Origin of the sequence: Microbacterium sp. NPDC089695 (assembly GCF_044749085.1) — a bacterium.
Taxonomy (GTDB): domain Bacteria; phylum Actinomycetota; class Actinomycetes; order Actinomycetales; family Microbacteriaceae; genus Microbacterium.
The window spans coordinates 1,923,226-1,945,163 of record NZ_JBIVHG010000001.1 but is presented as its reverse complement, the minus strand read 5'-3'; the positions used below and the strand labels follow the sequence as shown (position 1 = coordinate 1,945,163).

Genomic DNA, 21,938 nt, shown 5'->3' with positions numbered 1-21,938 from the left:
GGCCCTGATCAGCCGCGGAGCGCGAGGGCGAACGGCAGCACGGCGGTCGCGCCGGAGCGACGGAGCGTGCGCGCCGCGATCGTGAGCGACCAGCGGCTGTCGGCGAGGTCGTCGACGAGCAGCACGGGACCGGTGGGCACGTCGAGGCCGTCGGCGCTGAGCCGGTTCCAGAGACCCGCCAGCCGGAACACGCTGTTGCCTCCCGGCTGTCCCGTGGGGCCGCCGTTCACCGGCTCGAGCGCGCCGAGGTACGGGAGGCGTCCGACCTCCGACAGTCCGCGCGCGAGGGAGTCGACGAGCAGGGGACGCGACCTCGACGGCATCGCGACCACCGCGACCGGGCGTTCCTCCCAGCCCCAGCCCGCGAGCACGCGCACACAGGCGGCGAGCACCTCGGGAGTGACCGGGCCGTCTGCCGCGCCGGCGGCGAAGACACTCCGGAGGGTCCCGCCCCACCCCAGGTCGGTCAGCCGGGCGAGCGCGCGACCCTCGATCGCCTGCTCTTCGGCCGGGATGCGTCCCTTGACCGGCACGTCGAGTCGATCAGCACCCGTGGGCCAGGCCCGACGCGGCTCGATCGGCACGCCGACCCGGTCGAGGGCCGCTCCCGCCTGCGCGCTGGCCGCGGCGCCGACCTCAGCAGGGAACCACACCCCCGCGCAGTTGTCGCACCGCCCGCACGGTGCTGCCGTGTCGTCGTCGAGCGTGCGCTGCAGGAACGCCATCCGGCATCCGTCGGTCTGCTCGTAGTCGAGCATGTGCTGCTGCTCGGCACGCCTCTCGGCCGCGATGCGGTCATAGCGCTCTGCGTCGTACGTCCAGGGCTCGCCGGTCACGACCCAACCGCCCTGCACGCGTCGCACGGCACCGTCGACGTCGAGCACCTTGAGCAGCAGCTCGAGCGGTGTGCGGCGGATGTCGACCATGGCCTCGAGCGCCGGGGTCGAGATCGGCGCATCGCCGAGCGCCGCGATCACCCGCTCGGCGCGCTCCCGATCGGGCATCGACGCGGTCGCGAAGTAGTGCCAGATGTCGCGGTCTTCGACGCCGGGCAGCAGCAGCACATCGGCGTTCTCACTCGCTCGTCCGGCGCGGCCCACCTGCTGGTAGTAGGCGACGGGAGACGAGGGCGCCCCGAGGTGCACGACGAAGCCGAGATCGGGCTTGTCGAAACCCATCCCCAGTGCGCTGGTCGCGACGAGCGCCTTGACCTCGTTCCGCTTGAGCATCCCCTCCGATTCCTCGCGCTCGTCGGCATCCGTCTGGCCCGTGTACGCCCGCACGTCCTGGCCGTGCTCGCGCAGCAGGCGCGCGGTGTCGACGGCCGCCGACACCGTCAGCGTGTAGATGATGCCGGAGCCGGGGAGGTCGTCGAGGTGGCTCAGCAGCCACGCGAGCCTGCTGGCCGAGTCGCGCAGACGCAGCACGCCGAGGCGCAACGACGTGCGGGCGAGCGGACCGCGGATCGTGAGCACCTCGGGCGCGCCGGCAGGGCCGGAAGGGCCCGTGCCGGTGCCCGCGCTGGCACTACCACTGGCACCCAGCTGCTCGGCGACGTCGGCGACGACCCGGCTGTTGGCCGTGGCGGTGGTGGCGAGCACGGGCACATCGGCCGGCATCTCGGCGATGAGGTCGCGCAGGCGACGATAGTCGGGCCGGAAGTCGTGGCCCCAGTCGCTGATGCAGTGCGCCTCGTCGACCACGAGCATGCCGATGCGCCGAACGAGGGTCGGCAGCCTCTCTTCGCGGAAGGACGGGTTGTTGAGGCGCTCGGGCGAGACGAGCAGCACGTCGACCTCGTCGCGGTCGAGCCGCTCGAGCACCTCGCTCCACTCGTGCGCGTTCGTCGAGTTGATCGCGACGGCGCGCACACCCGCGCGTTCGGCGGCCGCGATCTGATCGCGCATGAGGGCGAGCAGCGGCGACACCAGCACCGTCGGCCCCGCCCCCTGGCGCCGGAGCAGCAGCGTCGCGACGAAGTAGACCGCCGACTTGCCCCATCCGGTGCGCTGCACGACCAGCGCGCGACGGCGCTGCTCGACCAGCGCCTCGATCGCCTCGTACTGCCCGTCGTGGAAGTCGGCGTCCGGCCGCCCGACCAGCTCGCGGAGGGCGGAGAGGGCGGCGTCGCGGGTGGCGGTCATGTCTCCACTCTGCCCGAGACCGCCGACATCCGACCCCCGACGATCCACAGGTAGCGTGGAACGATGATCACCCGCGAGCTCGCCACCGCCCTGCGTGATTCCGGGCTGCGCTGGCATCCCGCCGAGGGCGACCGGTTCCAGCTCGACCTCCCCGAGGAGATCGAGCTGGAGGCCGAGGCCGATGTCTTCACGGTGAGTGCCATGACGATCGAGGCGCGGCAGACCCCCTCAGGCACGGACCTCGCGTTCAACGGCACCACCGAATGGGCCCTCGACGCCGTGACGCTCGCCGACGCCGTGTGGCTCCCCCGCGAGGATCAGTTGCGCGATCTCCTGCGCGGAACCTTCCGGTCGCTCAGGCGCGTGGCCGACGCCTTCGTGGTCGAGATCGGCATCTCCGACGAGAGCCTCCGCTTCGAGCATCCCGATCCGTCGGAGGCGTACGGTCGGGCTCTCCTCGCCCTGCTCGCGCGCACCCGCTGACGGCCTCGGCGCAGGGTCGTGTTGCGCACCGCATCCCTCCGTGTCAGAATTACCTAACGACCGGTCAGTAAAGTCTGGTCGTACGCAGAGGAGTCGACGATGACCAGCCCCGCAGACCTGTCTCTCGCCGGAGCCGCCCCCACCGAGGAGGAGCGGCTGTTCGACGAACTCATCGCGAACGAGCAGCGCATCGAACCCCGCGATTGGATGCCGGACGCGTACCGCAAGACGCTGATCCGCCAGATCTCGCAGCACGCGCACTCGGAGATCATCGGCATGCAGCCCGAGGGCAACTGGATCACGCGCGCGCCGAGCCTCAAGCGCAAGGCCATCCTCATGGCCAAGGTGCAGGACGAGGCGGGCCACGGCCTCTACCTCTACTCCGCTGCGCAGACCCTCGGCATCACGCGCGACGAGATGATGGACCAGCTCATCACGGGCAAGGCCAAGTACTCCTCGATCTTCAACTACCCCACCCCGACCTGGGCCGACATGGGCGCGATCGGCTGGCTCGTCGACGGCGCCGCGATCTGCAACCAGGTGCCGCTGTGCCGCGCCTCCTACGGCCCCTACGGGCGCGCGATGGTGCGGGTGTGCAAGGAGGAGTCGTTCCACCAGCGCCAGGGCTTCGAGATCCTGCTCACGCTCATGCAGGGCACCGAGGAGCAGCAGGCGATGGCGCAGGATGCCGTGAACAGGTGGTACTGGCCGAGCCTGGCGATGTTCGGGCCACCCGACGACCAGTCCCCCAACTCGGCGCAGTCCATGGCGTGGAAGATCAAGCGCTTCTCCAACGACGATCTCCGTCAGCGCTTCGTCTCGATGCTCGTGCCGCAGGCCGAGATCCTCGGCGTCACGCTGCCCGATCCCGACCTCCGCTGGAACGACGACACCGGGCAGTACGACATCGGCCAGATCGACTGGGACGAGTTCTTCGAGGTGCTCCGCGGCAACGGTCCGTGCAACGCCGAGCGGCTCGAGCGTCGTCGCACCGCCCACGAGGAGGGCGCCTGGGTGCGCGAGGCCGCGGCCGAGTACGCGCGCAAGCAGCGCATCGGCGAGAAGGCGGTGGCGTGATGGCCACGCCCGGCGCCGACGAGCGCGAACCGTGGCCCCTGTGGGAGATCTTCGTGCGCGCGAACCGCGGGCTCAGTCACGTGCACGTCGGTTCGCTGCACGCCCCGGATGCCGACATGGCGATCCGCAACGGACGCGACCTGTACACGCGGCGCGGCGAAGGCGTGTCGATCTGGGCCGTTCCGGCCGACGCGATCACGACGAGCGACCCCGACGCGAAGGGCGCCTACTTCGAGAGCCCCGCGGGCAAGAACTACCGTCACGCCGTGTACTACACGGCCTCCGAAGGGGTGCCGCACCTGTGAGCGGACACGAGGACATCCATGGAGACGTCTCGGTCGACGAGCTCTCGCTGAGCGCCGAGCTCGCCGGCGGCTCGGCCGTCGCGGCATCCGCCGACATCGCCGAGTACGCGCTGTGGCTCGGCGACGACGCTCTCATCCTCTCTCAGCAGCTCGGCGAGTGGATCGCCCGCGCGCCCGAGCTCGAAGAGGACGTCGCGCTCGGCAACATCGCACTCGATCTGCTCGGTCATGCGCGTTCGTTCCTCCGCTACGCCGGCTCGTACGACGGCCGCAGCGAAGACGACCTCGCGTTCTTCCGCGACGAGCCCGAGTTCCGCAGCTCCTGGCTGGTGGAGCAGCCGAACGGCGACTTCGCGCAGACCATCGCACGACAGCTGCTCGTATCGACGTACATGCTCGAGCTGTACACGGCGCTGCGCGCGAGCAGCGATGAGACCCTCGCGGCCATCGCCGAGAAGTCCCGCAAAGAGGTCGACTACCACCGCGACCACGCCGTGCAGTGGGTCCTGCGCCTCGGCGGGGGAACGGAGGAGTCGCGGCGTCGCATGATCCGCGCGCTCGGAGACGTGTGGCCCTACGTCGACGAGCTGTTCCGCGACGACGCGCTGATCGACCGCCTGGGCGACGCCGCGGTGCGACCGTCGTCGTTGCGCCCGGGATTCGACGCCGTGATCGACGCGGTCCTCGCAGAGGCGGACCTCGATCGCCCCGCCGTCGCCGCATCTTCGGCGGGCGGGCGTCACGGCGCTCACGCGACGCCGTTCGGCCACCTCCTCGCCGAGATGCAGGTGCTCGCGCGACGGCATCCGGGGGCGACGTGGTGACCGTCCGCCCGCCGCAGGAGTCCGCGACCGGCGCCGCCTGGCGCATCGCCGCAGCTGTGCCCGACCCCGAGGTCCCCGTGCTCACGATCGAGGATCTCGGTGTGCTCCGCGCGGTGCGCGTCGAGGGCTCCGCGGTGCACGTCGACATCACCCCGACCTACAGCGGATGCCCCGCGATGGAGACGATCCGCGACGACGTCGTGCTCGCGCTGACCGCCGCCGGGTACGCCCCCGTCGAGGTGTCGCTCGTGCTCTCCCCGGCCTGGACCACGGACTGGATGTCGGATGCCGGAAAGCAGAAGCTCGAGCGCTACGGCATCGCTCCGCCGAGCGGCCGTGCGGCCGTCGGCACGGGGCCGATCCGGCTCGCGCTCAGCGTCCGCTGCCCGCAGTGCGGCTCGCTCGACACCCGCGAGGTGTCGCGCTTCGGCTCGACCTCGTGCAAGGCGCTGTACGAGTGCCGTGCCTGCCTCGAACCCTTCGACCACTTCAAGGCGATCTGATGCACGGGAGAACGATCTGATGGCCCGCGCCCGCTTCCACACCCTCGCGGTCGAGAGCGTCAGGCCGCTCACCGACCACGCGGTCGAGGTGACGTTCACCGTGCCCGCCTCCCTCGCCGACGACTACGACCACCTCCCCGGCCAGTACGTCGCGCTGCGCACCACTCTCGACGGCGCCGAGGTGCGGCGCTCGTACTCGCTGTGCCGCGCTCCCGAGAAGCGCACCGACGGGCGTGACACGCGTCTGAGCGTGGCCGTCAAACGCGATGAGGGCGGACTGTTCTCGACCTGGGCGCAGACCGGATTGCAGCCCGGGTTCGAGATCGACGTCATGAGCCCCCAGGGCACGTTCACCTCGGCGCTGCCCGATCTCGACCGCCGCCACGTCGTCGGCATCGCCGCTGGCTCGGGGATCACCCCGCTGATGGCGCTCGCACACACCGTGCTCTCCCGCTCCGACACCGCACGATTCACGCTGCTGTACACGAACCGCTCGACGCCCGACGTGATGTTCCTCGAAGACCTCGCCGATCTCAAGGACCGCTACCCCACCCGGCTCACGCTGCACCATGTGCTGTCGCGCGAGCAGCGTACGGCGCCTGTGCTCTCGGGCCGACTCGACGAGGAGAAGCTGCGCACGATACTGCGGATGCTGATCGATCCCGCCGATGTCGACGAGTGGTTCCTGTGCGGACCCCTCGCGCTCGTCGACCTGTGCCGGGAGGTGCTCGCCGACGTCGGCGTCGCGCGCGAGCACATCCGGTTCGAACTGTTCACGACCGGCGACGAGCCGGTGCGCGCCGCACGACCGGTCCAGGTACGGGCCGGCGAACGCACCGTGCGGATCGAGGTGAACCTCGACGGAGTCTCGTCGACGGTCGAGAGCCCGGTCGACGCCCATGAGTCGGTGCTGAACGCCGCACTGCGCGTGCGGCCCGATGCGCCCTTCGCGTGTGCGGGCGGCGTGTGCGGCACGTGCCGGGCCCGCGTGCTCGAAGGCAGTGTCACGATGACCGAGAACTACGCGCTCGAACCCGACGAGCTCGAGCGCGGGTACGTGCTCACGTGCCAGTCCCATCCGACCAGCGACCGGCTCGTGGTCGACTACGACGTGTGAGGAGCACCCGATGATCGATCTCGCGAGTCATCACGTCGGACCCCGACGCCCACGACGACCCCCGAGGATTGATCTCACGATCTCCGATGACGTCGCCACCGTCGTGCTGAACGCGCCGACGAAGCTCAACGCGCTCGACGAGAAGGCGCTGCACGAGCTCGGCCGCGCCTACGACGAGGCGGATGCCGCCGGAGTGCGCGCACTGGTGCTGCGGGGCGAGGGTCGCGCTTTCTGCGCCGGCCGCGACATCTCCGGCGTCGATCCCCGTGACGACGACGTCATGGGGTACCTCGGCGGGCTCGTGACGCCGTTGCTGCAGCGGATGGCGCGCTTCCCCGCGCCGACGTTCGCGGTCGCCCACGGCGCCTGTCTCGGTGTCGGCCTCGGCCTGCTCATCGCCACCGACGTCGTGTACGTCGCCGAGACCGCGAAGATCGGGTCCCCGTTCGCGGCGCTCGGCGCGACTCTCGATTCCGGGGGCCACGCGTACTTCGTCGACCGACTCGGACCGCATCGCACCCTCGACCTCATCTACACCGGGCGGCTCATGAGCGGAGCGGAGGCCGTGGCCGCCGGGCTCTTCTCGCGCGTCCTCCCCGAAGACGAGGTCGTGCAGGCGACAGCGGATGCCGCGGCCGCCGCCGCACGGGGAGCCACCGCGGCGTTCCTCGCGAGCAAGCAGCTCGTCGCCCGCATCCGTGACGAACGCCTGGCGCTGTGGGAATCGGTCGAGGCCGAGAACGCCGCACAGGCCGCGCTGTGCGACACCGACGACTACCGCGAGGGCTTCGCGGCGTTCCAGCAGAAGCGCCGTCCGGAGTTCCGCGGGCGCTGAGCGCGGGGTTCCACGAGCTCCGAGCGCGGGATCGGCCGCGTCCGGTCGCTCAGCGCACCAACTGACTCAGGATCGTCGGGTCCTTGATCTTGTCGTCGGCCGCGAGCATCACGACCTTCGAGACGATCTCGGCCGTGCGCGGGTCATCGTCGACGAACGGCAGGAAGATCCGCCCGCGATGCTGCGCCCCGACCGGGATGATGAACAGCGTGTTCCCGGGGATCCGGTGCACGATGCCCGACCCCAAGTGCACCGAGTAGGTGCCGATCGCCCCCTTCACGCGTACGTGATGGCCGTCGACCTCGACGTTGTCGATCCCGAGCATCAGGCATGTCTCGTCGACGATCCGGCGCCTGACCTCCACGGTCGACTCCGAGCTCTGCGGATCGACGCCGCTCGAGTGACCGACCGACACCACGAGGTCGAGGTCACGCATGGTCTCCGAGTACACCCGCGGCGGCACCTCCTCGAGCGGGATCGCCCGCCAGGAGCCCACCACTCCGAAGCGCACGTCGTCGATCGTGGCGTCCTCGACCTCGGCAGCGGTCCCCCAGCCCTCCTCGACGTTGCAGAACACATGGATCTTCTCGTTGTGGAACGTGCGCTCGAACCCCCTGCCGTACTCCCGCACCCAGTTGCGCGCGATGAAGAGCCCGGAGGCGCGACGGGCAGCGACCTGGTGTCCGACGTAGCGCCGCGACGAGATCCCGCCCTCGCCGCGCTCGTTCTCGGTCGGCACGTACAGCTCGCGGAACACCTGCTTGAACGGCTGCGGCCGCCCGCGCGTCATGACCTCGTGCTGCAGGTCGGGCCAGTCTCCGCTCGCGAGCAGATCGACCGGATGCGCGATGCGCAGTCCGCCGACGGGCGCGACCGGGGTGCCGTCGGCGCGCACGAGTTCGTCGCCCGAGGTCGCGAGGAACCCCGCCCGACCCTCCGTGTCGACGAGCACGAGGTCGGCGAGCATCCGTCCGAGAAGCGGGTGCGCGCGCAGCAGCGCGATCTCCCCGGGTTCGAACACGTCGCCGAGCACGCATGCCGCCTCGAGCGAGGCCCGCATCCGCTGCGCCTGCTTCCCCAGCTCCTTGCTGCGGGCGATGAGAGCGGCGATCGCCTCGACCTTGCGACTCTTCGCCGGCACGGCCGCCAGGGTCTTCCCGGCGCGATCGACCGCGATGACCGGCATCCCCAGGTCATCGATCGACAGACTCACAGTCAGGTCGCCGTCGACGGCGGTCACAGCGCCCTCGGCCAGGTCGGCTGCCGTGCGCGCCTCCATCGCCCAGATCAGTCGCTGCGGATCGCGATAGCCCGCGTTGCGCGCCAGATTCTCCAGCGCCGTGTGCACTGCGGTGGTCTCGGCGGCGCGGCGCTGCGGTCCGTTCGCCTTCCCGGTGCTGACGAAGGCGCGCAGCACCTCGTAGCGCCGATGCAGAACATCGGCGTCCCCCTCGGGCAGAGGCAGCAGTGCGTAGGCGCGCACGGCATCCTGATGCCGCTTCTCGTGCATGCGGGTCAGCAGCTCGTCCTCCCCGACATGACCGCGCAGCGCCTGCGCGAACAACTCGGCCTGCTTGTGCTCACCCGACACGGAGGCATACTTCGCGGCCTTGAGCACGCGGTCGAGACGCTCGTCGCCCAGCTCGGCCCGCATCCGATGGAACCACTCGGCATCCGCGCAGCCGCGCTCCCGATCGTCCGTCGACACCGGAGTGCGTTTCGCGATCTCCCGCGCACGCTCATCCCTGATCGTGTGACCGAGCTCCCAGGAGTCGCGCTGGGTGTGCGCGTGCAGCCACCACACCGCGGACGCGAATCCGGTCCAGCCCAGGTGCTGCTCGACGACCTCGGCCCACTGCGGAGCGTAGACGGCCGTCTCGATCACGCGACTCTCCGGGATCTTCGACCCGGCGAGCGCTTCGGCGAGGGTCTCACCGGACTCGTCCGGAGCCGGATGATGAACGCGCAACAGGTGAGCGAACGACGCCTCGCGGTCGCTCCAGCGCAGGTTCACATAACGGCGCATGATCGGTCGACGCCCGAGCGCGCGCAATGTCGCGACGAGGGTCTGCGCACCCGTTGCGCGCGACAGCGTCGCCGCCATCGTCGTGTAGGCGGTCGCCACATCGCCGCGAGGCAGCTCCAGCTCGACCACGGTGCGCTGCACGGCCTCGACCACGGCCTGAGTCTCGGGCGCCGCATCGGTGAGGGCGCTGAACGCCGCCAGCGGGTTGTCCACGGTGCCGTGCGGCTCGTTGCGCAGCGCGGGACGAGTGAACGCCCAGTCGATGAGATCGGCGCGCGAGGCGACCCCTCGTTCGAAGGCCGCGCGGACGATCGCGAGCGGCGGACGGAAGCGGAAGGGCTGGTCGACGGAGAGCACGGTCTCGCCACGGTAGAAAGGATCGGCCCATTCGACCTTCGGTCCTGACCACTGGTCGACGGCTCCCTCGGGCTCATCGATGAAGCGGAGGATGCTCCACAGTCGGCGCAGCTGCTCGTCGTCGAGAGTCGCCGGATCCAGATACGCGAGAGAACTGTCGAATACGCTCCTTTCCCGTGGATCCCAGTCGGCCGCGAGTCTCAGGCCCTCGGAGAACTTCACGGTACGCGGCGTGAGGAGATCGCTCATCGGAAGCTCGGCCGCGGCGAGCGCGAGGAGGTCGATCACGGGCTCGGCCCAAGACGCGCGGCGCTCCCGCCGGGCGAGGTGACCGAGAAGCGTCGAGCGCAGCGACGACTGCGTGTCGCTCCCCTCCCTGCCGATGTCCCCGAGAACGCGCAGGCCGATACCGTACTGGCCGGCGCCGAGCACGTCGAGCAGCGCGAGTTCGACTCCGCCATCGACGAGCTCACCACGGACTCGCTCCCACCACGGGTCGACCAGCTCGGCCAGCGGGATCGTGCCGTCGTCGCTCGTGCGCAGCTGATGCGAGGACACGTTCTCCAGCAGCTGGACGCCGCTCGTGGACTGCACCTCGACGCCGGCGTGCTCGGCCATCCACGCCTCGAACGACAGCCAGATGCGCCGTGCGCCGGGGTGGTACTGGTCCCACCGCGACTGCGCCGGGGCGGACGGACGGACAGACGGGGTGCGCTCCTCGACACCGAACCGGAGGAGCTCGGGGCGGTCCGCGAAAGGACCGTCATCGACGCTCTCATCATCGAGGCTCGCGCTCGTATCCGCGGCTACGGCGGGGGTCTCTGTGAGTCCCGCAGCCTCGGCGATGTCCTCTGCCGCCCGGCGCTGCGCTGCCGCTCCCGCGCGGAGACGCTCGACCGAGGCCGCGACGCCCTCGGCGTCCTGCAGCTGCAGCAGGCGGATCGCGATCTTACGCAGGTCCTGGGCCTTGCGGGTGAGGGCTTTCTCGAGCTCGATCGCTTCCTCGGTCGTGATCCGGTCGACGTCGAAACCACGCCGAGCGGCATCCCGCACGTGCCATGAGGAGTCGAACAGGAGCGCGAAGAGCGGTGCGCGATGGAGCACGGGGTCTTTCGCATACCGCCCCGCCGTCGCCCGCCGCACGTCTGGCGAGGCGTCCGACAGATCGACCTCGTCGTCGTTCGCGTAGACGCTGATCACGTCGACGATGTCGGCGGCCTTCACGGACTCGGGATGCCGGGTGAGGATGCCGGTGTCGATCTCCCGTGTCGCCGTGAGCTCACGACGGCGACGACGGAGGGCGATCACCGCCCCCGGCGTCAGCGGGAGGTCGCGTGCCGCGGTGCCGTTGCTGACGGGCCACGCCTGCAGCGCCGCCGCGAACACCGCGAGGTCGTCGTCGTCGAGCGCGAGAGCGAGCGGCGCGGCGGTCGACGGATGCCAGAGCCTGACCAGCATCCGCGCGGCGGCGAGACGGTGCCCGGCCTCGCCGTCGCGCAGCAGCGCTGTGGCGACGTCGACCGCGCCGGCGATGTCGCGCACCGACAGCGTCCACAGCCCGAGATAGGCCTCGACCCGACCGCGGGCGCGCAGATCCGCGGCGGACGGCGGTGTGCGCAGGTACGTGACGATCGTCTGGAGCGCCGTGCCGACGGCCCCCGCGTCGCGGACGGTCAGCTCCTCATCGACGATCCCCGATGCCATCCGGACCGTGCTCGAGAATCGGACGAGCCCCTCGTCGACCACGACGCCGAGCACCCGCGCGATCGCGTCGGGATGAGCGTGGCTGAGCGCGGTGAGGATCGTCGTGCGCAGGCCCTCGGCGCGTCCCGCGTCGCGCAGCTGATCGACGACGACGTCCCAGGCCGCGGGATCCGCCGAGGCGAGCAGGGCGACGTAGGCGTGCGCCGACGGCCCGCCGATCGCGGGCGCACCGGTCAGGCACTCGATGAGGATGCCGCGCACCTCGGTGTCTCCGGCATCCACCGCCGAGGCGAGGACATCGCCGAGCCGCGTGTACTCCGAGAGGTGCAGGAGCCAGGTGGCGTGCCACGCCATGGGCTGCGGGTAGTGGGTGAAGTGCTCGATGAGGGACCGCAGACGATCCCACCGGGAGGCTCGTGTGAACTCATGATCGACGGAGCGGAAGGGCTGCGCACCCCACCAGCCGTGCAGGTACGGACGCGACCGAGACCAGTCCCACCAGAAGGCGAGTTCGGCGCCGACCTTCGGGCACAGTGCCGTGAGCACTTTCGCGGCCGCCCTGCGGTCGAGTGCGTCGAACTCATCGGCGAGACTGCGCGAGGTGGCCTGCACGATCGCGCGCGCCGCCACGTCGTGGGTGCCGCTCTTGTCGTTCATGTTGTCGGCGATTCGGCGCGCGAGGCGGGGAGCGGTGAGCCCCTTCACGCTGACGGGCCTCTTGACCCCCTCCGTGCATGAGCAGTACGAGCGCAGCTGTTCGGTGGCCTGGTCGGCAGTGAGCACAGGGGTCCTATCCGGTGAGCGCGACGAGACGCACGAGCCGGAGGCGCGAGTGCGACGTGATCGCGTGGGTGGCGTCGAGATCCGTGATCCTGACGTCGTCGAGCACGGCGAAGTAGAGCTGGTCGTCGAATGCCTCGACCGCGCGGGCGTGGGCGTTGTCGAGTGATGGTGCGGCGGGGAGTTCGCGCGGCTCGTTGCCGTAGCGTCCGGTCTCGGCGCCGCGCACGAGATCGGCCGGCGTGAGGATCTGCAGAGTCGCCGACCTCTCACGGTGAGCCGAGTACGCCGCGAGCTCGTGCGCGACAAGGACACGCAACAGCGCACGGAGTGTGAGGTCACCGTCGACGCCACCGATCGCGAGCGGTTCGCCGAGCGTGCGTCCTCCCATGGCGACGGTCTCGACGAGCATGCGCTCAGTCTTGCATGGGGCGGGGACATCGCCGCGCAAGGGTCTGCACGATGTCCGACCCCGGTGCCAGACTGCGTGCATGAAGCTCGCTGACGTGGTCGCCGCCACCGAGACGGTGTCGTCCACCTCCTCCCGCCTCGCGAAGATCGACGCGCTCGCGCACCTGCTCTCCCTGGCCGACGCCGCAGAGCTCCCCGCTCTCGTCGGGCTCCTGCTCGCGAGTCCGCGTCAGGGGCGATTGGGCGTCGGATGGCGAGGCCTGTCGGCGCTCGAGGTCACGCACACCGACGATCCTGCGCTCGCGCTGCGCGAGGTCGACGCCTCGTTCGACGACCTCGTCTCCGCGTCGGGGTCGGGGTCGGCGGTCGCGCGCACCGGCATCCTCACCGACCTCGCCCGGCGCTCGACGGCCGAAGAATGGGACTTCCTGTCCCGCGCCATGCTCGGTGAGCTGCGCACGGGAGCGCTCGGCGGAGTGCTGCTCGACGCGATCGCGAAGGCCGCCGATCGCCCCGTCGCCACGGTCCGCCGGGCTGCGATGCTGTCGGGCGACCTCGGCGAGACCGCGGTCGTCGCGCTCACCGGCCCCGAGGCCGACCTCGAGGCGATCGGCCTCGCGGTGGGCCGGCCGGTCATGCCGATGCTCGCGGGCACAGCCGCCTCGCCCTCGGCCGCACTCGAGGCCACCGGCCGCGCCTCTGTCGAGTACAAGCTCGACGGAGCGCGCATCCAGGTGCACCGCCGCGGCGACGAGGTCGGCGTCTACACGCGCAGCCTCGCCGACGTCACGCATCGCGTGCCGGAGATCGTCGAGATCGTGCGCAGCCTCCCGGTGCACGACGTCATCCTCGACGGCGAGACCCTCGCCCTCGACGAAGACGGCGGTCCCCGTCCGTTCCAGGAGACCATGTCGCGCTTCGGCGCCGACGTGAGCCGCGACCTCGCCCTGCGGCCGTGGTTCTTCGACGTCCTGCACGTCGACGGTCGCGACCTGATCGACGAGCCGCTGTCGGTGCGGATGGCCGAGCTCGAGCGCGTCGCCCCCGACTGGCGGATGCCGGGGGTGGTGACCGACGACCCGGAGGCCGCGGAGCTCCTGTCGCGTGAGGCACTGGCCGCAGGCCACGAGGGCGTGCTGGTCAAGGGCATCGACTCGACCTACACGGCAGGTCGTCGCGGCAAGGCCTGGATCAAGGTCAAGCCCGTGCTGACCTACGACCTCGTCGTGCTGGGAGCCGAGTGGGGATCGGGGCGACGACAGGGCTGGCTGTCGAACCTGCACCTGGGCGCGCGCGATCCCGACGGGGAGTTCGGCGACCCGGGCGCGTTCGTGATGGTCGGCAAGACGTTCAAGGGCCTCACCGACGAGCTGCTGCGGTGGCAGACCCAGGAGTTCCCCGCGTTCGAGGCCCGACGCACACAGGGCACGGTCTTCCTCGAACCGCACTTCGTCGTCGAGATCGCGATCGACGGCGTGCAGCGATCGCCACGCTACCCGGGCGGCCTCGCGCTGCGGTTCGCCCGCGTCAAGACGTATCGCCCCGACAAGACGCCGGCCGAGGCCGACACGATCCAGACCCTGCGGGCTCTGCTGCGCGCGTGACCCTGCCGGCGCGGGTCAGGCCGTGGGCGGCAGCCCCAGATCCTCTTCGCGCACGGTTCCCTGGAACGACCACGGGAAGTCGATCCAGAGGTCTGTGTCCTTCCAGGCGTAGTCCGGCTGGATGATCGTCGTGGGCTTGGTGTAGATCGTGACCGATCGCACGTCGGCGCCCTTGTCGGTCAGCAGCTGCACCGCGAGTGCGAGCGTGCGCCCCGAGTCGGCGACGTCGTCGACGAGAAGCACGCGGCGCCCGTCGAGGTAGGCCATGTCGAGTTCGGGCGGCAGCACCTCGGGGGCGTCGAGCACGGTGCCGATGCCGGTGTAGAACTCGACGTTGATCGCGCCGCAGTTCTTCGCGCCCAGACCGTACGCGATGGCGCCGGCCGGCAGCAGACCGCCGCGGGCGATCGCCACCACCACCTCGGGTTCGAACCCGCTGTCGAGGATTGCGCGGGCGAGATCCCGCGTCGCCGAACCGAAGCCGTCCCAGGTGAGCGTCTCGCGCTCGATCGATGCATCCGTCACCGGTTCATTCTCCCGCACCGGTGCACCGTCTCCAGCCGATAAGATCGTCAGGTCCGGCGGCGACGCGCGCCGGTGCTTGAAAAAGAGGCACGAAGCCCCGCGTAGACGCGGCGGCGAGACACATACGGAACTCCTTCTCCGTCCCTGTCTCGAAAGGCTCTCGCATGCCCTCTGTCTCCGCGCACGTCGCCCTCACCCTCGCCCAGCACATCGATGCCGTCTTCGGGGTCATGGGCAACGGCAACGCCTACTTCCTCGACGCGATCGAGACCCAGACGGATGCCGTGTTCACCGCCGTGCGTCACGAGCAGGGCGCGGTCGTCGCCGCCGACGCGCACTTCCGCGCCTCGGGGCGCATCGCCGCGGGCACATCGACGTACGGCGCCGGGTTCACGAACACCCTGACCGCGCTCGCCGAGGCCGTGCAGGCGCATGTGCCGCTCGTGCTCGTCGTGGGCGACGAACCCACCTCGGGTCCACGCCCGTGGGACGTCGATCAGATCGCGCTGGCCTCCGCGGTCGGCGCCCGCACCTATACGGTCGGGCGCGCGGATGCCGCGGCGACGACCGTGATCGCGATCGAGCACGCCCTGACCTATCGTGTGCCTGTCGTCCTGGCGATCCCCTACGACGTCGCATCGCTCGAGGCCGGTCCCGTCGCCGAGGCGCCCGCGCCCCGCATCCCTGCCCCTCTCGCCCCGCGCGGAGACTTCGCCGAGGGGATGCTCGACGAGATCGCGGACGCTCTCGGCGCGGCCGAGCGGCCATTCCTGCTCGCCGGCCGTGGGGCCTGGCTCGCGAGCGCGGGTGCCGCCCTCGGCGAGCTCGCGGAGCTCACCGGCGCGCTCACCGCCTCCTCGGCGCTCGGCCGCGGAGTGTTCCCCGCGTCCGAGTTCGACCTCGGCGTGACCGGGGGCTTCGGCGCCGACGGCGCCATGGAGCTGGTGCGCACCGCCGACGTCGCGGTGGTCTTCGGCGCGTCGCTCAACCAGTTCACGATGCGCTTCGGCGAACTCTTCGCCCCCGGCACCCGGGTGTTCCAGGTCGACATCGCCCCCGCGGCGACCCACCCGCACGTCGGCGGCTTCGTGCGCGCGGACGCCCGCGTGGCAGCCGAGGGAATCGTGACCCGGCTGCGGTCTCGAAGCGGTGACTCCTCCGCCTGGCGGGAGACGGTCGACGTGGTGGCGGCACGGGCGTACGCACCCGGTGACGATCTCGCCCCGGACGGACGCCTGGACCCCCGGTCGGCGGCACGCCGCCTGGGCGAACTGCTCCCCGATGACCGCGTCGTGGTCTCGGACGGCGGCCACTTCATCGGCTGGGCGAACATGTACTGGCCGGTCGCTGCGCCCGACCGCATGATGATGGTCGGCACCGCGTTCCAGTCGATCGGCCAGGGCTGGCCGAGCGTCGTGGGCGCCGCCCTCGCACGCCGCGAGTCGACCGTCGTGCTCACCTCCGGCGACGGCGGCGGGCTCATGGCGATCGCCGACCTCGAGTCGGCCGTGCGCGCCGCCGCCGGCCGCGGCATCGCGGTGATCTGGAACGACGCGGCGTACGGCGCCGAGGTCAACCTCTACGGCCTCAAGGGTCTCGCGGAGGCGCCGATGCGCATCCCCGAGGTCGACTTCGCGGCATTCGGCGCGGCCGTCGGCGCGGAGGGCGTCGTCGTCCGCACGCTCGCCGACCTCGACCGGGTCGCCACCTGGGCGAAGGAGGATGCTGCGTCGCGCCGCTTCCTGCTCCTCGACCTGCGCATCTCGGGCGACGTGATCGCGCCGTATCAGCAGGAGATCATCCGCGTGAACTCCTGAGCGGAGCCGGACGGCCACCGGGGAGACCACTTCTCGGCAGTGGCGGCCCGCGCGCTCGCTAGGCTCGCGTCATGACCGCCGCTCCCGAGATCCTGCGCTACAGCGCCTTCGCCGCGACGCCCGAGGGCGGCAATCCCGCGGGCGTCGTGCTCGACGGCGGAGCGCTCACCGACCAGCGGATGCAGGAGATCGCCGCGGAGGTCGGCTACTCAGAGACGGCGTTCGTCGTGGGGCAGGCGATGGATGCACCCGTGGCGCGGTACCGGGTGCGCTATTGGTCGCCCGCGGCCGAGGTGCCGTTCTGCGGTCACGCGACGGTCGCGACGGCCGTCGCTCTCGCCGAGCGCGACGGTGCCGGCGAGGTCATGTTCGACACCAACGCAGGTCCGGTGACGCTGCGCCCGACGATCGGAGCGAACGGGACTGCGACGGTGTCGTTCACGAGCGTCGAGCCCGACGTACGCGCGGTCGACGACGACGTGCTCGACCGGCTGCTCGCACTTCTCGGCGTCACCAGGGAGGATCTCGATTCCCGGTACCCGCCGAAGGAGTCGTTCGCCGGCAACCGGCATCCCGTCGTGACGATCGCCGACCGGGAGCTCTTCGACCAGTTCCGCTTCGCTCCCGCCGAGGTCGCCGCGCTCATGCGCGAGCAGGGGTGGCTCGGCACGGTGACCGTGTTGCACGCCGTCGGCCCCGCTGACGTCGACGCGCGCAACCTGTTTCCCGTCGGCAGGATCACCGAGGATCCCGCGACCGGCTCCGCCGCGGCCTCCGTCGGTGCGTACCTGCGCGATCTCGGACATCCCGAGCGCACCATCCGCATCCATCAGGGCGCGCACGTCCGCCGCCCGAGCCTCCTCACCGTCACCATCCCCGAGTCCGGCGGCATCGAGGTCTCCGGCGGGGCATTCAGGATCGAGTAGACACCGGCGATCGCGTAGTCTGCCGGAATGCCCGCCATCCGCAACATCGCCGTCGGCCTCCCCGTGAAGCAGGGCCACGTGCTCGCTCTCGAGGGATACGATCCGGCCCGCGACCTCCACTTCCTCCGCGCTATCGGCGGCGGCATCGAGTTCGGAGAGACCGCCGTCGAGGCGCTGCACCGCGAGTACACGGAGGAGCTCGGGGTTCAGCTCGACAGCGCCGAGCCACTCGGCGTCTTCGAGAACATCTTCACGTACAAGGGCGAGCCGGGGCACGAGATCGCCCACGTCTACACGGTGACGTGCGCTGCTCTCGACGCCGTCCCGCTCGACGCCGTCCTCGAGATCCTCGATCAGGGAAGCCCCGTCCGCTGGGTGCCGATCGACGAGATCCGCTCCGGCGCTCGGATCCTTTTCCCGAACGGCGCGCCCGAGGCGCTGCTCGCCCTCGCGGAGCGGTGACGAGCAGCGCCTGACCGGATCAGGACGTCGCGCCCGGTCTTCAGGCCTGCGCGCTGTAGTCCGGGAGCTCCTGCAGCGTCCAGGTGTTGCCGTCGGGGTCGTCGAACCACACGAAGCGACCCCAGCCGAGGTCTTCCACTCCCCTGGCTTCCACCCCCTGGGCGGTCAGCTGCGCCTTCGCCTCTTCGGCGTTCGGCACCACGACCTGGATCGTCTTCTGCTGACCGGGTTCGAGCGGGATGTCGAGTCCGGTGCCGAACGCGATCGAGCACGCGGAGCCGGGAGGCGTCATCTGCACGAACCGCAGCCCCTCGGTCGGCGTCTGATCGTGATCGGGGCTGAAACCGATCTTGGTGTAGAACTCCTTCGAACGGTCGACATCGCTCACCGGCACGAAGATGAGCTCGATCTTCCAGGACATGGTGACACCCTCCTGGCGGACGTCGGCGCCCGCACGCGACTCACGGTACGCCGGGCCACCGACATCCCACCAGGGATCGCGGGAACCCGTTCGCGGTATATCAGGATGCTGGATTCAGGACACCGGATTCAGGATGCCGGCAGCAGCGCCCCGCTCAGGAACTCCGCGAGCTCGTCGACGGCATCCAGCGGCAGCACGGCCGCGACGTACTGATCGGGCCGCACGACGACGACCACCCCGTCGCGCGACAGTTCCCGCGCCGCGAAGATGTCGACGTCGGTCCACTTCGAGGGCCCTGCCGCGTACACCTTCTCCCAGTCGGTGAGCCCCAGCGGACCCGTCTTCGGCTGGAACAGCGCCGGGGCCGCGGTGACCTCGAGCTCCTCGTACGGCTGCTGATACACGGCCTTCACGTCGAACACGGCATCCTCGTCGGCATCCATGGGCGTGAACCGCGCGAGCACCGGCCCGGCCGCGGATGCCCAGGCGGCGAGCGCCGACCCGTCGCGATCTCCGAACGCGTAGACACGCCACCGGCCGTCGGCCTTCGCATGATGCCCCAGGTGCACGACGTTGCCGTCGCCGACCCGCACGACCTCGGCCGACTTGAATCGCTTGCCGATCGGGAACCCGTCCGCGAGGCCCTGGTGCTCGGCCGTGCCCGTGATCATCGACGGCGTGTACTGGGTCATGAACCCCGAGGGGAACTCCGCGGTCGCGAGGTAGTAGGTCGCGAGCTCGCCCGGGTCGGTGATCTCGGAGGGTTTGCGCGCCATGAGAGTCGACCACTCGCGGTCGAAGTCGATGAGCTGCTGGGCGACCGGTCGCCGCTCGGCCCCGTAGGTCGCTAGCAGCGCCTCGGGCGCACGGCCGGTGAGCACCGACCCGAGCTTCCAACCGAGGTTGAAGCCGTCCTGCATCGAGACGTTCATGCCCTGTCCGGCCTTGGCGCTGTGCGTGTGGCACGCGTCACCGGTGAGGAACACCCGCGGCATCCGGCCGGAGTCGTCGGCCACGTCGTCGAAGCCGTCGGTGACCCGGTGCCCCACCTCGTAGACGCTGTGCCACGCGACCTCTTTCACGTCGATCGAGTACGGATGCAGGATCGCGTTGGCCTTGCGGATGACCTCCTCGATCGGCGTCTGCCGCACGCGGTGGTCGTCGTCGGCAGCGACCTCGCCGAGGTCGATGTACATGCGGCTGAGGTATCCGCCCTCGCGCGGGATGTGCAGGATGTTCCCGGCCTCCGAGTTGATCGCGCACTTGGTGCGCCAGTCCGGGAAGTCGGTGTTCACGAGCACGTCCATGACGCCCCAGGCGTGCGCCGCACTCGCCCCGACGTGGGTGCGGCCGATCGCCTGCCGCACACCGCTGCGCGCGCCGTCGCATCCGGCCACGTACTTCGCGCGGATCGTGCGCTCCTCGCCCGCGCGCTCCCCCGCCGTGTACCGCACGCCCACCTCGACCGGGTATTCGCCCTCGTCGTGCACGGTCAACCCGGTGAACTCGACGCCGTAGTCGGGCTCGATCCTCGCAGGGCCGTGTGCCGCGGCCTCGGCGAAGTAGTCGAGCACGCGCGCCTGGTTCACGATCAGATGCGGGAACTCGCAGATGTCGTACGCGTAGTCCGCCGTGCGCGACGTGCGGATGATCTCGTCGGGCTTCTCGGGGTTCGGGCCCCAGAAGTTCATCCAGCCGATGTTGTACGCCTCGGCGATGATGCGCTCCGCGAACCCGAACGCCTGGAAGGTCTCGACGCTGCGCGGCTGGATGCCGTCGGCCTGACCGAGCACGAGACGTCCGTCGCGCTTTTCGATGATGCGCGTCGTCACACCCGGATACTGCGACATCTGGGCGGCCAGCAGCATGCCGGCGGGCCCCGAGCCCACGATCAGCACGTCGACCTGGCCGGGGAGGTCGGCCTCGCGTTCGGCGACCTGCGCGGGGAGCACCCGCGGGTCTCCCGACACGTAGCCGTGGTGGTGGAACTGCATCGTCGTCGATCCCTTCCGGATGTGACTATTCTCGCGCGATCGGAGACGGCGAGGGCGGTGCGGGCTCAGGCGCGGGCGAGGCCGTGGATCGGACTCACGGACTGCTCCTGCCCACAGCGAGGGCTCAGGCGCGGGCGAGGCCGTGGATCGGACTCACGGACTGCTCCTCTTCGTGGTCGGGCCCGAGCGGGATGCCGGAGCGGTCCTTCAACAGCAACGTCGCGACGAGGCCGAGCACCGTCATCCCGGCGAGGTACCACGTGACGGCCTGGGTCGAGCCGGTCGCCTGCACGATCGCGGTCGCGATCGTCGGGGCGAACGCACCGCCCGCGATCGCGCCGATCGCGTACGAGATCGAGACGCCCGAGAAGCGGATGCTGGCGGGGAAGAGCTCCGTGTAGAGCGCCGCCTGCGGCCCGTATGTGAAGCCGAGGCCGATCGTGAGGATCGCGAGGCCGGCGAACAGCAGCCCGATCTCGCCCGTGTTGACCAGCGGGAAGAGCGTGAACACGCCGACGAGCTGCATGACCCAGCCGATGATGTACGTCGTGCGGCGTCCGATGCGGTCGGAGATCCAGCCGGCGAGCAGCGTCGTGAGCAGCCAGGTGACGGCGGAGCCGGCGACCGCCCAGAGCACGGGCCCGCGCTCGAGGCCGATCGGCCCCTCCGGGTTCGTCGCGTAGCCCTGGATGTAGCCGCCCGTCGTCATGTAGCCGACGGCGTTGTTGCCGGCGAACACGAACGCCGCGATGATCACGAGCAGCAGGTGCTTCTTGAACAGCTGCACGATCGGCATCCGTGCGCGCTCCTTGCGCTCGGCGAGCTCGGCGAAGACGGGGCTCTCCTCGACGCGACGACGCACGTAGTAGCCGACCAGGATCAGCACGACGCTGAGCAGGAACGGGACGCGCCATCCCCACGCGAGGAACTGGTCGCCCGGAGCGATCGCCGTCATGAGGGCCATGACGCCGGAAGCGAGCAGCAGCCCGAGCGGCACGCCGATCTGCGGCGAGGCGCCGAAGATGCCGCGCTTGGTGCGCGGGGCGTGCTCGACGGCCATGAGCACCGCACCGCCCCATTCGCCGCCGGCCGAGATGCCCTGGATGATCCGGAGCAGCACGAGCAGCACGGGCGCCGTGAGGCCGATGGTCTGGTACGTGGGAAGGATGCCGATGAGAGCAGTCGCCGCGCCCATGAGGATCAGCGTCCACATCAGCACGGTCTTTCGGCCGAGCTTGTCGCCGTAGTGGCCGGCGAGGAAGGCGCCGAGCGGGCGGAACAGGAAGCTCACCCCGACCGTGGCGAACGCGATCAGTGCGCTGTTCGCGCCGAGCGGTTCGAAGAACAGCTGGCCGAAGACGAGACCCACGGCCGTGGCGTAGATGAAGAAGTCGTACCACTCGACCGTGGTGCCGACGACGGTGGCGAAGACGACGCGACGGCGGTCGGTCGCTGAGGCGATGGTGCCGGTGGGGGTGAACCCCGCCTGTGGCTGCCCGCTCATGGGAATCTCCTTTGATGGTGACGGCGTTGTCACGGCATCCGCGCGCGATCCGGAGAAGCGGAGGGGGCATGGTTGCCGGGGTGATCGCAATGATATACGATTTCGGATACGACGCAACA

Annotated in this window: 18 protein-coding genes; 11 read left to right on the top strand and 7 right to left on the bottom strand. The window is 70.4% G+C overall.

Annotated features, from left to right (window positions below):
* Window positions 1–8: 8 nt before the first annotated feature.
* Window positions 9–2,144, bottom strand: a complete 2,136-nt coding sequence (locus tag ACIPYT_RS09350; RefSeq protein WP_401072881.1) for a DEAD/DEAH box helicase — start codon at window positions 2,142–2,144, stop codon at window positions 9–11.
* 63 nt (window positions 2,145–2,207) lie between these two features.
* Between ACIPYT_RS09350 and ACIPYT_RS09345 the strand changes: the two genes are divergently transcribed.
* The 7 genes from ACIPYT_RS09345 to ACIPYT_RS09315 all read left to right on the top strand — a co-directional run bounded on the left by ACIPYT_RS09345 (window position 2,208) and on the right by ACIPYT_RS09315 (window position 7,288).
* Window positions 2,208–2,627: a pilus assembly protein CpaE gene (locus tag ACIPYT_RS09345; RefSeq protein ID WP_401072879.1), complete on the top strand. Its 420-nt coding sequence runs from the start codon at window positions 2,208–2,210 to the stop codon at window positions 2,625–2,627.
* A 99-nt stretch (window positions 2,628–2,726) separates the two neighbouring features.
* Window positions 2,727–3,704: a 1,2-phenylacetyl-CoA epoxidase subunit PaaA gene (gene paaA / locus ACIPYT_RS09340; protein WP_401072877.1), complete on the top strand. Its 978-nt coding sequence runs from the start codon at window positions 2,727–2,729 to the stop codon at window positions 3,702–3,704.
* Window positions 3,704–4,009 carry a 1,2-phenylacetyl-CoA epoxidase subunit PaaB gene (gene paaB / locus ACIPYT_RS09335; RefSeq protein WP_401072875.1) on the top strand — a complete coding sequence of 102 codons (306 nt, stop codon included), beginning with the start codon at window positions 3,704–3,706 and terminating at the stop codon, window positions 4,007–4,009. Before paaA ends, paaB begins: the two co-directional genes overlap by 1 nt.
* Window positions 4,006–4,833, top strand: a complete 828-nt coding sequence (gene paaC / locus ACIPYT_RS09330) for a 1,2-phenylacetyl-CoA epoxidase subunit PaaC (RefSeq protein WP_401072873.1) — start codon at window positions 4,006–4,008, stop codon at window positions 4,831–4,833. The genes paaB and paaC overlap by 4 nt, the downstream gene beginning before the upstream one ends.
* Window positions 4,830–5,336 (top strand): 1,2-phenylacetyl-CoA epoxidase subunit PaaD, encoded by a 507-nt coding sequence (gene paaD, locus ACIPYT_RS09325; RefSeq protein WP_401072871.1) that lies wholly within the window; start codon window positions 4,830–4,832, stop codon window positions 5,334–5,336. Before paaC ends, paaD begins: the two co-directional genes overlap by 4 nt.
* A gap of 19 nt (window positions 5,337–5,355) precedes the next feature.
* On the top strand, window positions 5,356–6,453 hold the full coding sequence (gene paaE, locus ACIPYT_RS09320; RefSeq protein WP_401072869.1) for a 1,2-phenylacetyl-CoA epoxidase subunit PaaE: 1,098 nt from the start codon (window positions 5,356–5,358) through the stop codon (window positions 6,451–6,453).
* A gap of 10 nt (window positions 6,454–6,463) precedes the next feature.
* Window positions 6,464–7,288 carry an enoyl-CoA hydratase/isomerase family protein gene (locus ACIPYT_RS09315; protein ID WP_401072867.1) on the top strand — a complete coding sequence of 275 codons (825 nt, stop codon included), beginning with the start codon at window positions 6,464–6,466 and terminating at the stop codon, window positions 7,286–7,288.
* Window positions 7,289–7,337: 49 nt separating this feature from the next.
* Here ACIPYT_RS09315 and ACIPYT_RS09310 read toward each other — a convergent pair whose 3' ends face one another.
* A complete protein-coding gene (locus ACIPYT_RS09310; protein ID WP_401072865.1) occupies window positions 7,338–12,158 on the bottom strand; it encodes a DUF5724 domain-containing protein in 4,821 nt (1,606 codons plus the stop codon).
* Between the two features lie 7 nt (window positions 12,159–12,165).
* Window positions 12,166–12,567, bottom strand: a complete 402-nt coding sequence (locus ACIPYT_RS09305; RefSeq protein WP_401072863.1) for a hypothetical protein — start codon at window positions 12,565–12,567, stop codon at window positions 12,166–12,168.
* A 79-nt stretch (window positions 12,568–12,646) separates the two neighbouring features.
* On the opposite strand from ACIPYT_RS09305, the gene ACIPYT_RS09300 reads away from it, so the two are divergent.
* A complete protein-coding gene (locus ACIPYT_RS09300) occupies window positions 12,647–14,170 on the top strand; it encodes an ATP-dependent DNA ligase (protein WP_401072861.1) in 1,524 nt (507 codons plus the stop codon).
* Window positions 14,171–14,185: 15 nt separating this feature from the next.
* Here ACIPYT_RS09300 and ACIPYT_RS09295 read toward each other — a convergent pair whose 3' ends face one another.
* Window positions 14,186–14,695, bottom strand: coding sequence for a phosphoribosyltransferase (locus ACIPYT_RS09295; RefSeq protein WP_401072859.1), 510 nt, complete (start codon window positions 14,693–14,695; stop codon window positions 14,186–14,188).
* Between the two features lie 164 nt (window positions 14,696–14,859).
* On the opposite strand from ACIPYT_RS09295, the gene ACIPYT_RS09290 reads away from it, so the two are divergent.
* The 3 genes from ACIPYT_RS09290 to ACIPYT_RS09280 all read left to right on the top strand — a co-directional run bounded on the left by ACIPYT_RS09290 (window position 14,860) and on the right by ACIPYT_RS09280 (window position 17,900).
* On the top strand, window positions 14,860–16,512 hold the full coding sequence (locus ACIPYT_RS09290) for a thiamine pyrophosphate-binding protein (protein ID WP_401072857.1): 1,653 nt from the start codon (window positions 14,860–14,862) through the stop codon (window positions 16,510–16,512).
* Window positions 16,513–16,583: 71 nt separating this feature from the next.
* A complete protein-coding gene (locus ACIPYT_RS09285; protein WP_401072855.1) occupies window positions 16,584–17,438 on the top strand; it encodes a PhzF family phenazine biosynthesis protein in 855 nt (284 codons plus the stop codon).
* Between the two features lie 27 nt (window positions 17,439–17,465).
* Complete coding sequence (locus ACIPYT_RS09280; RefSeq protein WP_401072853.1) at window positions 17,466–17,900, top strand: NUDIX domain-containing protein; 435 nt, start codon at window positions 17,466–17,468, stop codon at window positions 17,898–17,900.
* Between the two features lie 40 nt (window positions 17,901–17,940).
* On the opposite strand, the gene ACIPYT_RS09275 is transcribed toward ACIPYT_RS09280, so the two are convergent.
* From ACIPYT_RS09275 to ACIPYT_RS09265, 3 genes are all read right to left on the bottom strand, one after another.
* Window positions 17,941–18,321, bottom strand: a complete 381-nt coding sequence (locus tag ACIPYT_RS09275) for a VOC family protein (protein WP_401072851.1) — start codon at window positions 18,319–18,321, stop codon at window positions 17,941–17,943.
* Window positions 18,322–18,449: 128 nt separating this feature from the next.
* Entirely contained in the window at window positions 18,450–20,315 is a 1,866-nt protein-coding gene (locus tag ACIPYT_RS09270; protein WP_401072849.1) for an FAD-dependent monooxygenase, read from the bottom strand.
* Between the two features lie 124 nt (window positions 20,316–20,439).
* Complete coding sequence (locus ACIPYT_RS09265) at window positions 20,440–21,819, bottom strand: MFS transporter (RefSeq protein ID WP_401072847.1); 1,380 nt, start codon at window positions 21,817–21,819, stop codon at window positions 20,440–20,442.
* Between the last annotated feature and the right edge of the window lie 119 nt (window positions 21,820–21,938).

Excerpts from the sequence above, each read along its gene's own strand:
- ACIPYT_RS09270 (WP_401072849.1), bottom strand. The coding sequence starts at position 20,315 with ATGCAGTTCCACCACCACGGCTACGTGTCGGGAGACCCGCGGGTGCTC.
- ACIPYT_RS09275 (WP_401072851.1), bottom strand. The coding sequence starts at position 18,321 with ATGTCCTGGAAGATCGAGCTCATCTTCGTGCCGGTGAGCGATGTCGAC.
- ACIPYT_RS09315 (WP_401072867.1), top strand. The coding sequence starts at position 6,464 with ATGATCGATCTCGCGAGTCATCACGTCGGACCCCGACGCCCACGACGA.
- paaE (WP_401072869.1), top strand. The coding sequence starts at position 5,356 with ATGGCCCGCGCCCGCTTCCACACCCTCGCGGTCGAGAGCGTCAGGCCG.
- ACIPYT_RS09290 (WP_401072857.1), top strand. The coding sequence starts at position 14,860 with ATGCCCTCTGTCTCCGCGCACGTCGCCCTCACCCTCGCCCAGCACATC.
- ACIPYT_RS09305 (WP_401072863.1), bottom strand. The coding sequence starts at position 12,567 with ATGCTCGTCGAGACCGTCGCCATGGGAGGACGCACGCTCGGCGAACCG.
- ACIPYT_RS09280 (WP_401072853.1), top strand. The coding sequence starts at position 17,466 with ATGCCCGCCATCCGCAACATCGCCGTCGGCCTCCCCGTGAAGCAGGGC.
- ACIPYT_RS09285 (WP_401072855.1), top strand. The coding sequence starts at position 16,584 with ATGACCGCCGCTCCCGAGATCCTGCGCTACAGCGCCTTCGCCGCGACG.
- ACIPYT_RS09350 (WP_401072881.1), bottom strand. The coding sequence starts at position 2,144 with ATGACCGCCACCCGCGACGCCGCCCTCTCCGCCCTCCGCGAGCTGGTC.
- ACIPYT_RS09345 (WP_401072879.1), top strand. The coding sequence starts at position 2,208 with ATGATCACCCGCGAGCTCGCCACCGCCCTGCGTGATTCCGGGCTGCGC.
- paaB (WP_401072875.1), top strand. The coding sequence starts at position 3,704 with ATGGCCACGCCCGGCGCCGACGAGCGCGAACCGTGGCCCCTGTGGGAG.
- ACIPYT_RS09300 (WP_401072861.1), top strand. The coding sequence starts at position 12,647 with ATGAAGCTCGCTGACGTGGTCGCCGCCACCGAGACGGTGTCGTCCACC.
- ACIPYT_RS09265 (WP_401072847.1), bottom strand. The coding sequence starts at position 21,819 with ATGAGCGGGCAGCCACAGGCGGGGTTCACCCCCACCGGCACCATCGCC.
- paaA (WP_401072877.1), top strand. The coding sequence starts at position 2,727 with ATGACCAGCCCCGCAGACCTGTCTCTCGCCGGAGCCGCCCCCACCGAG.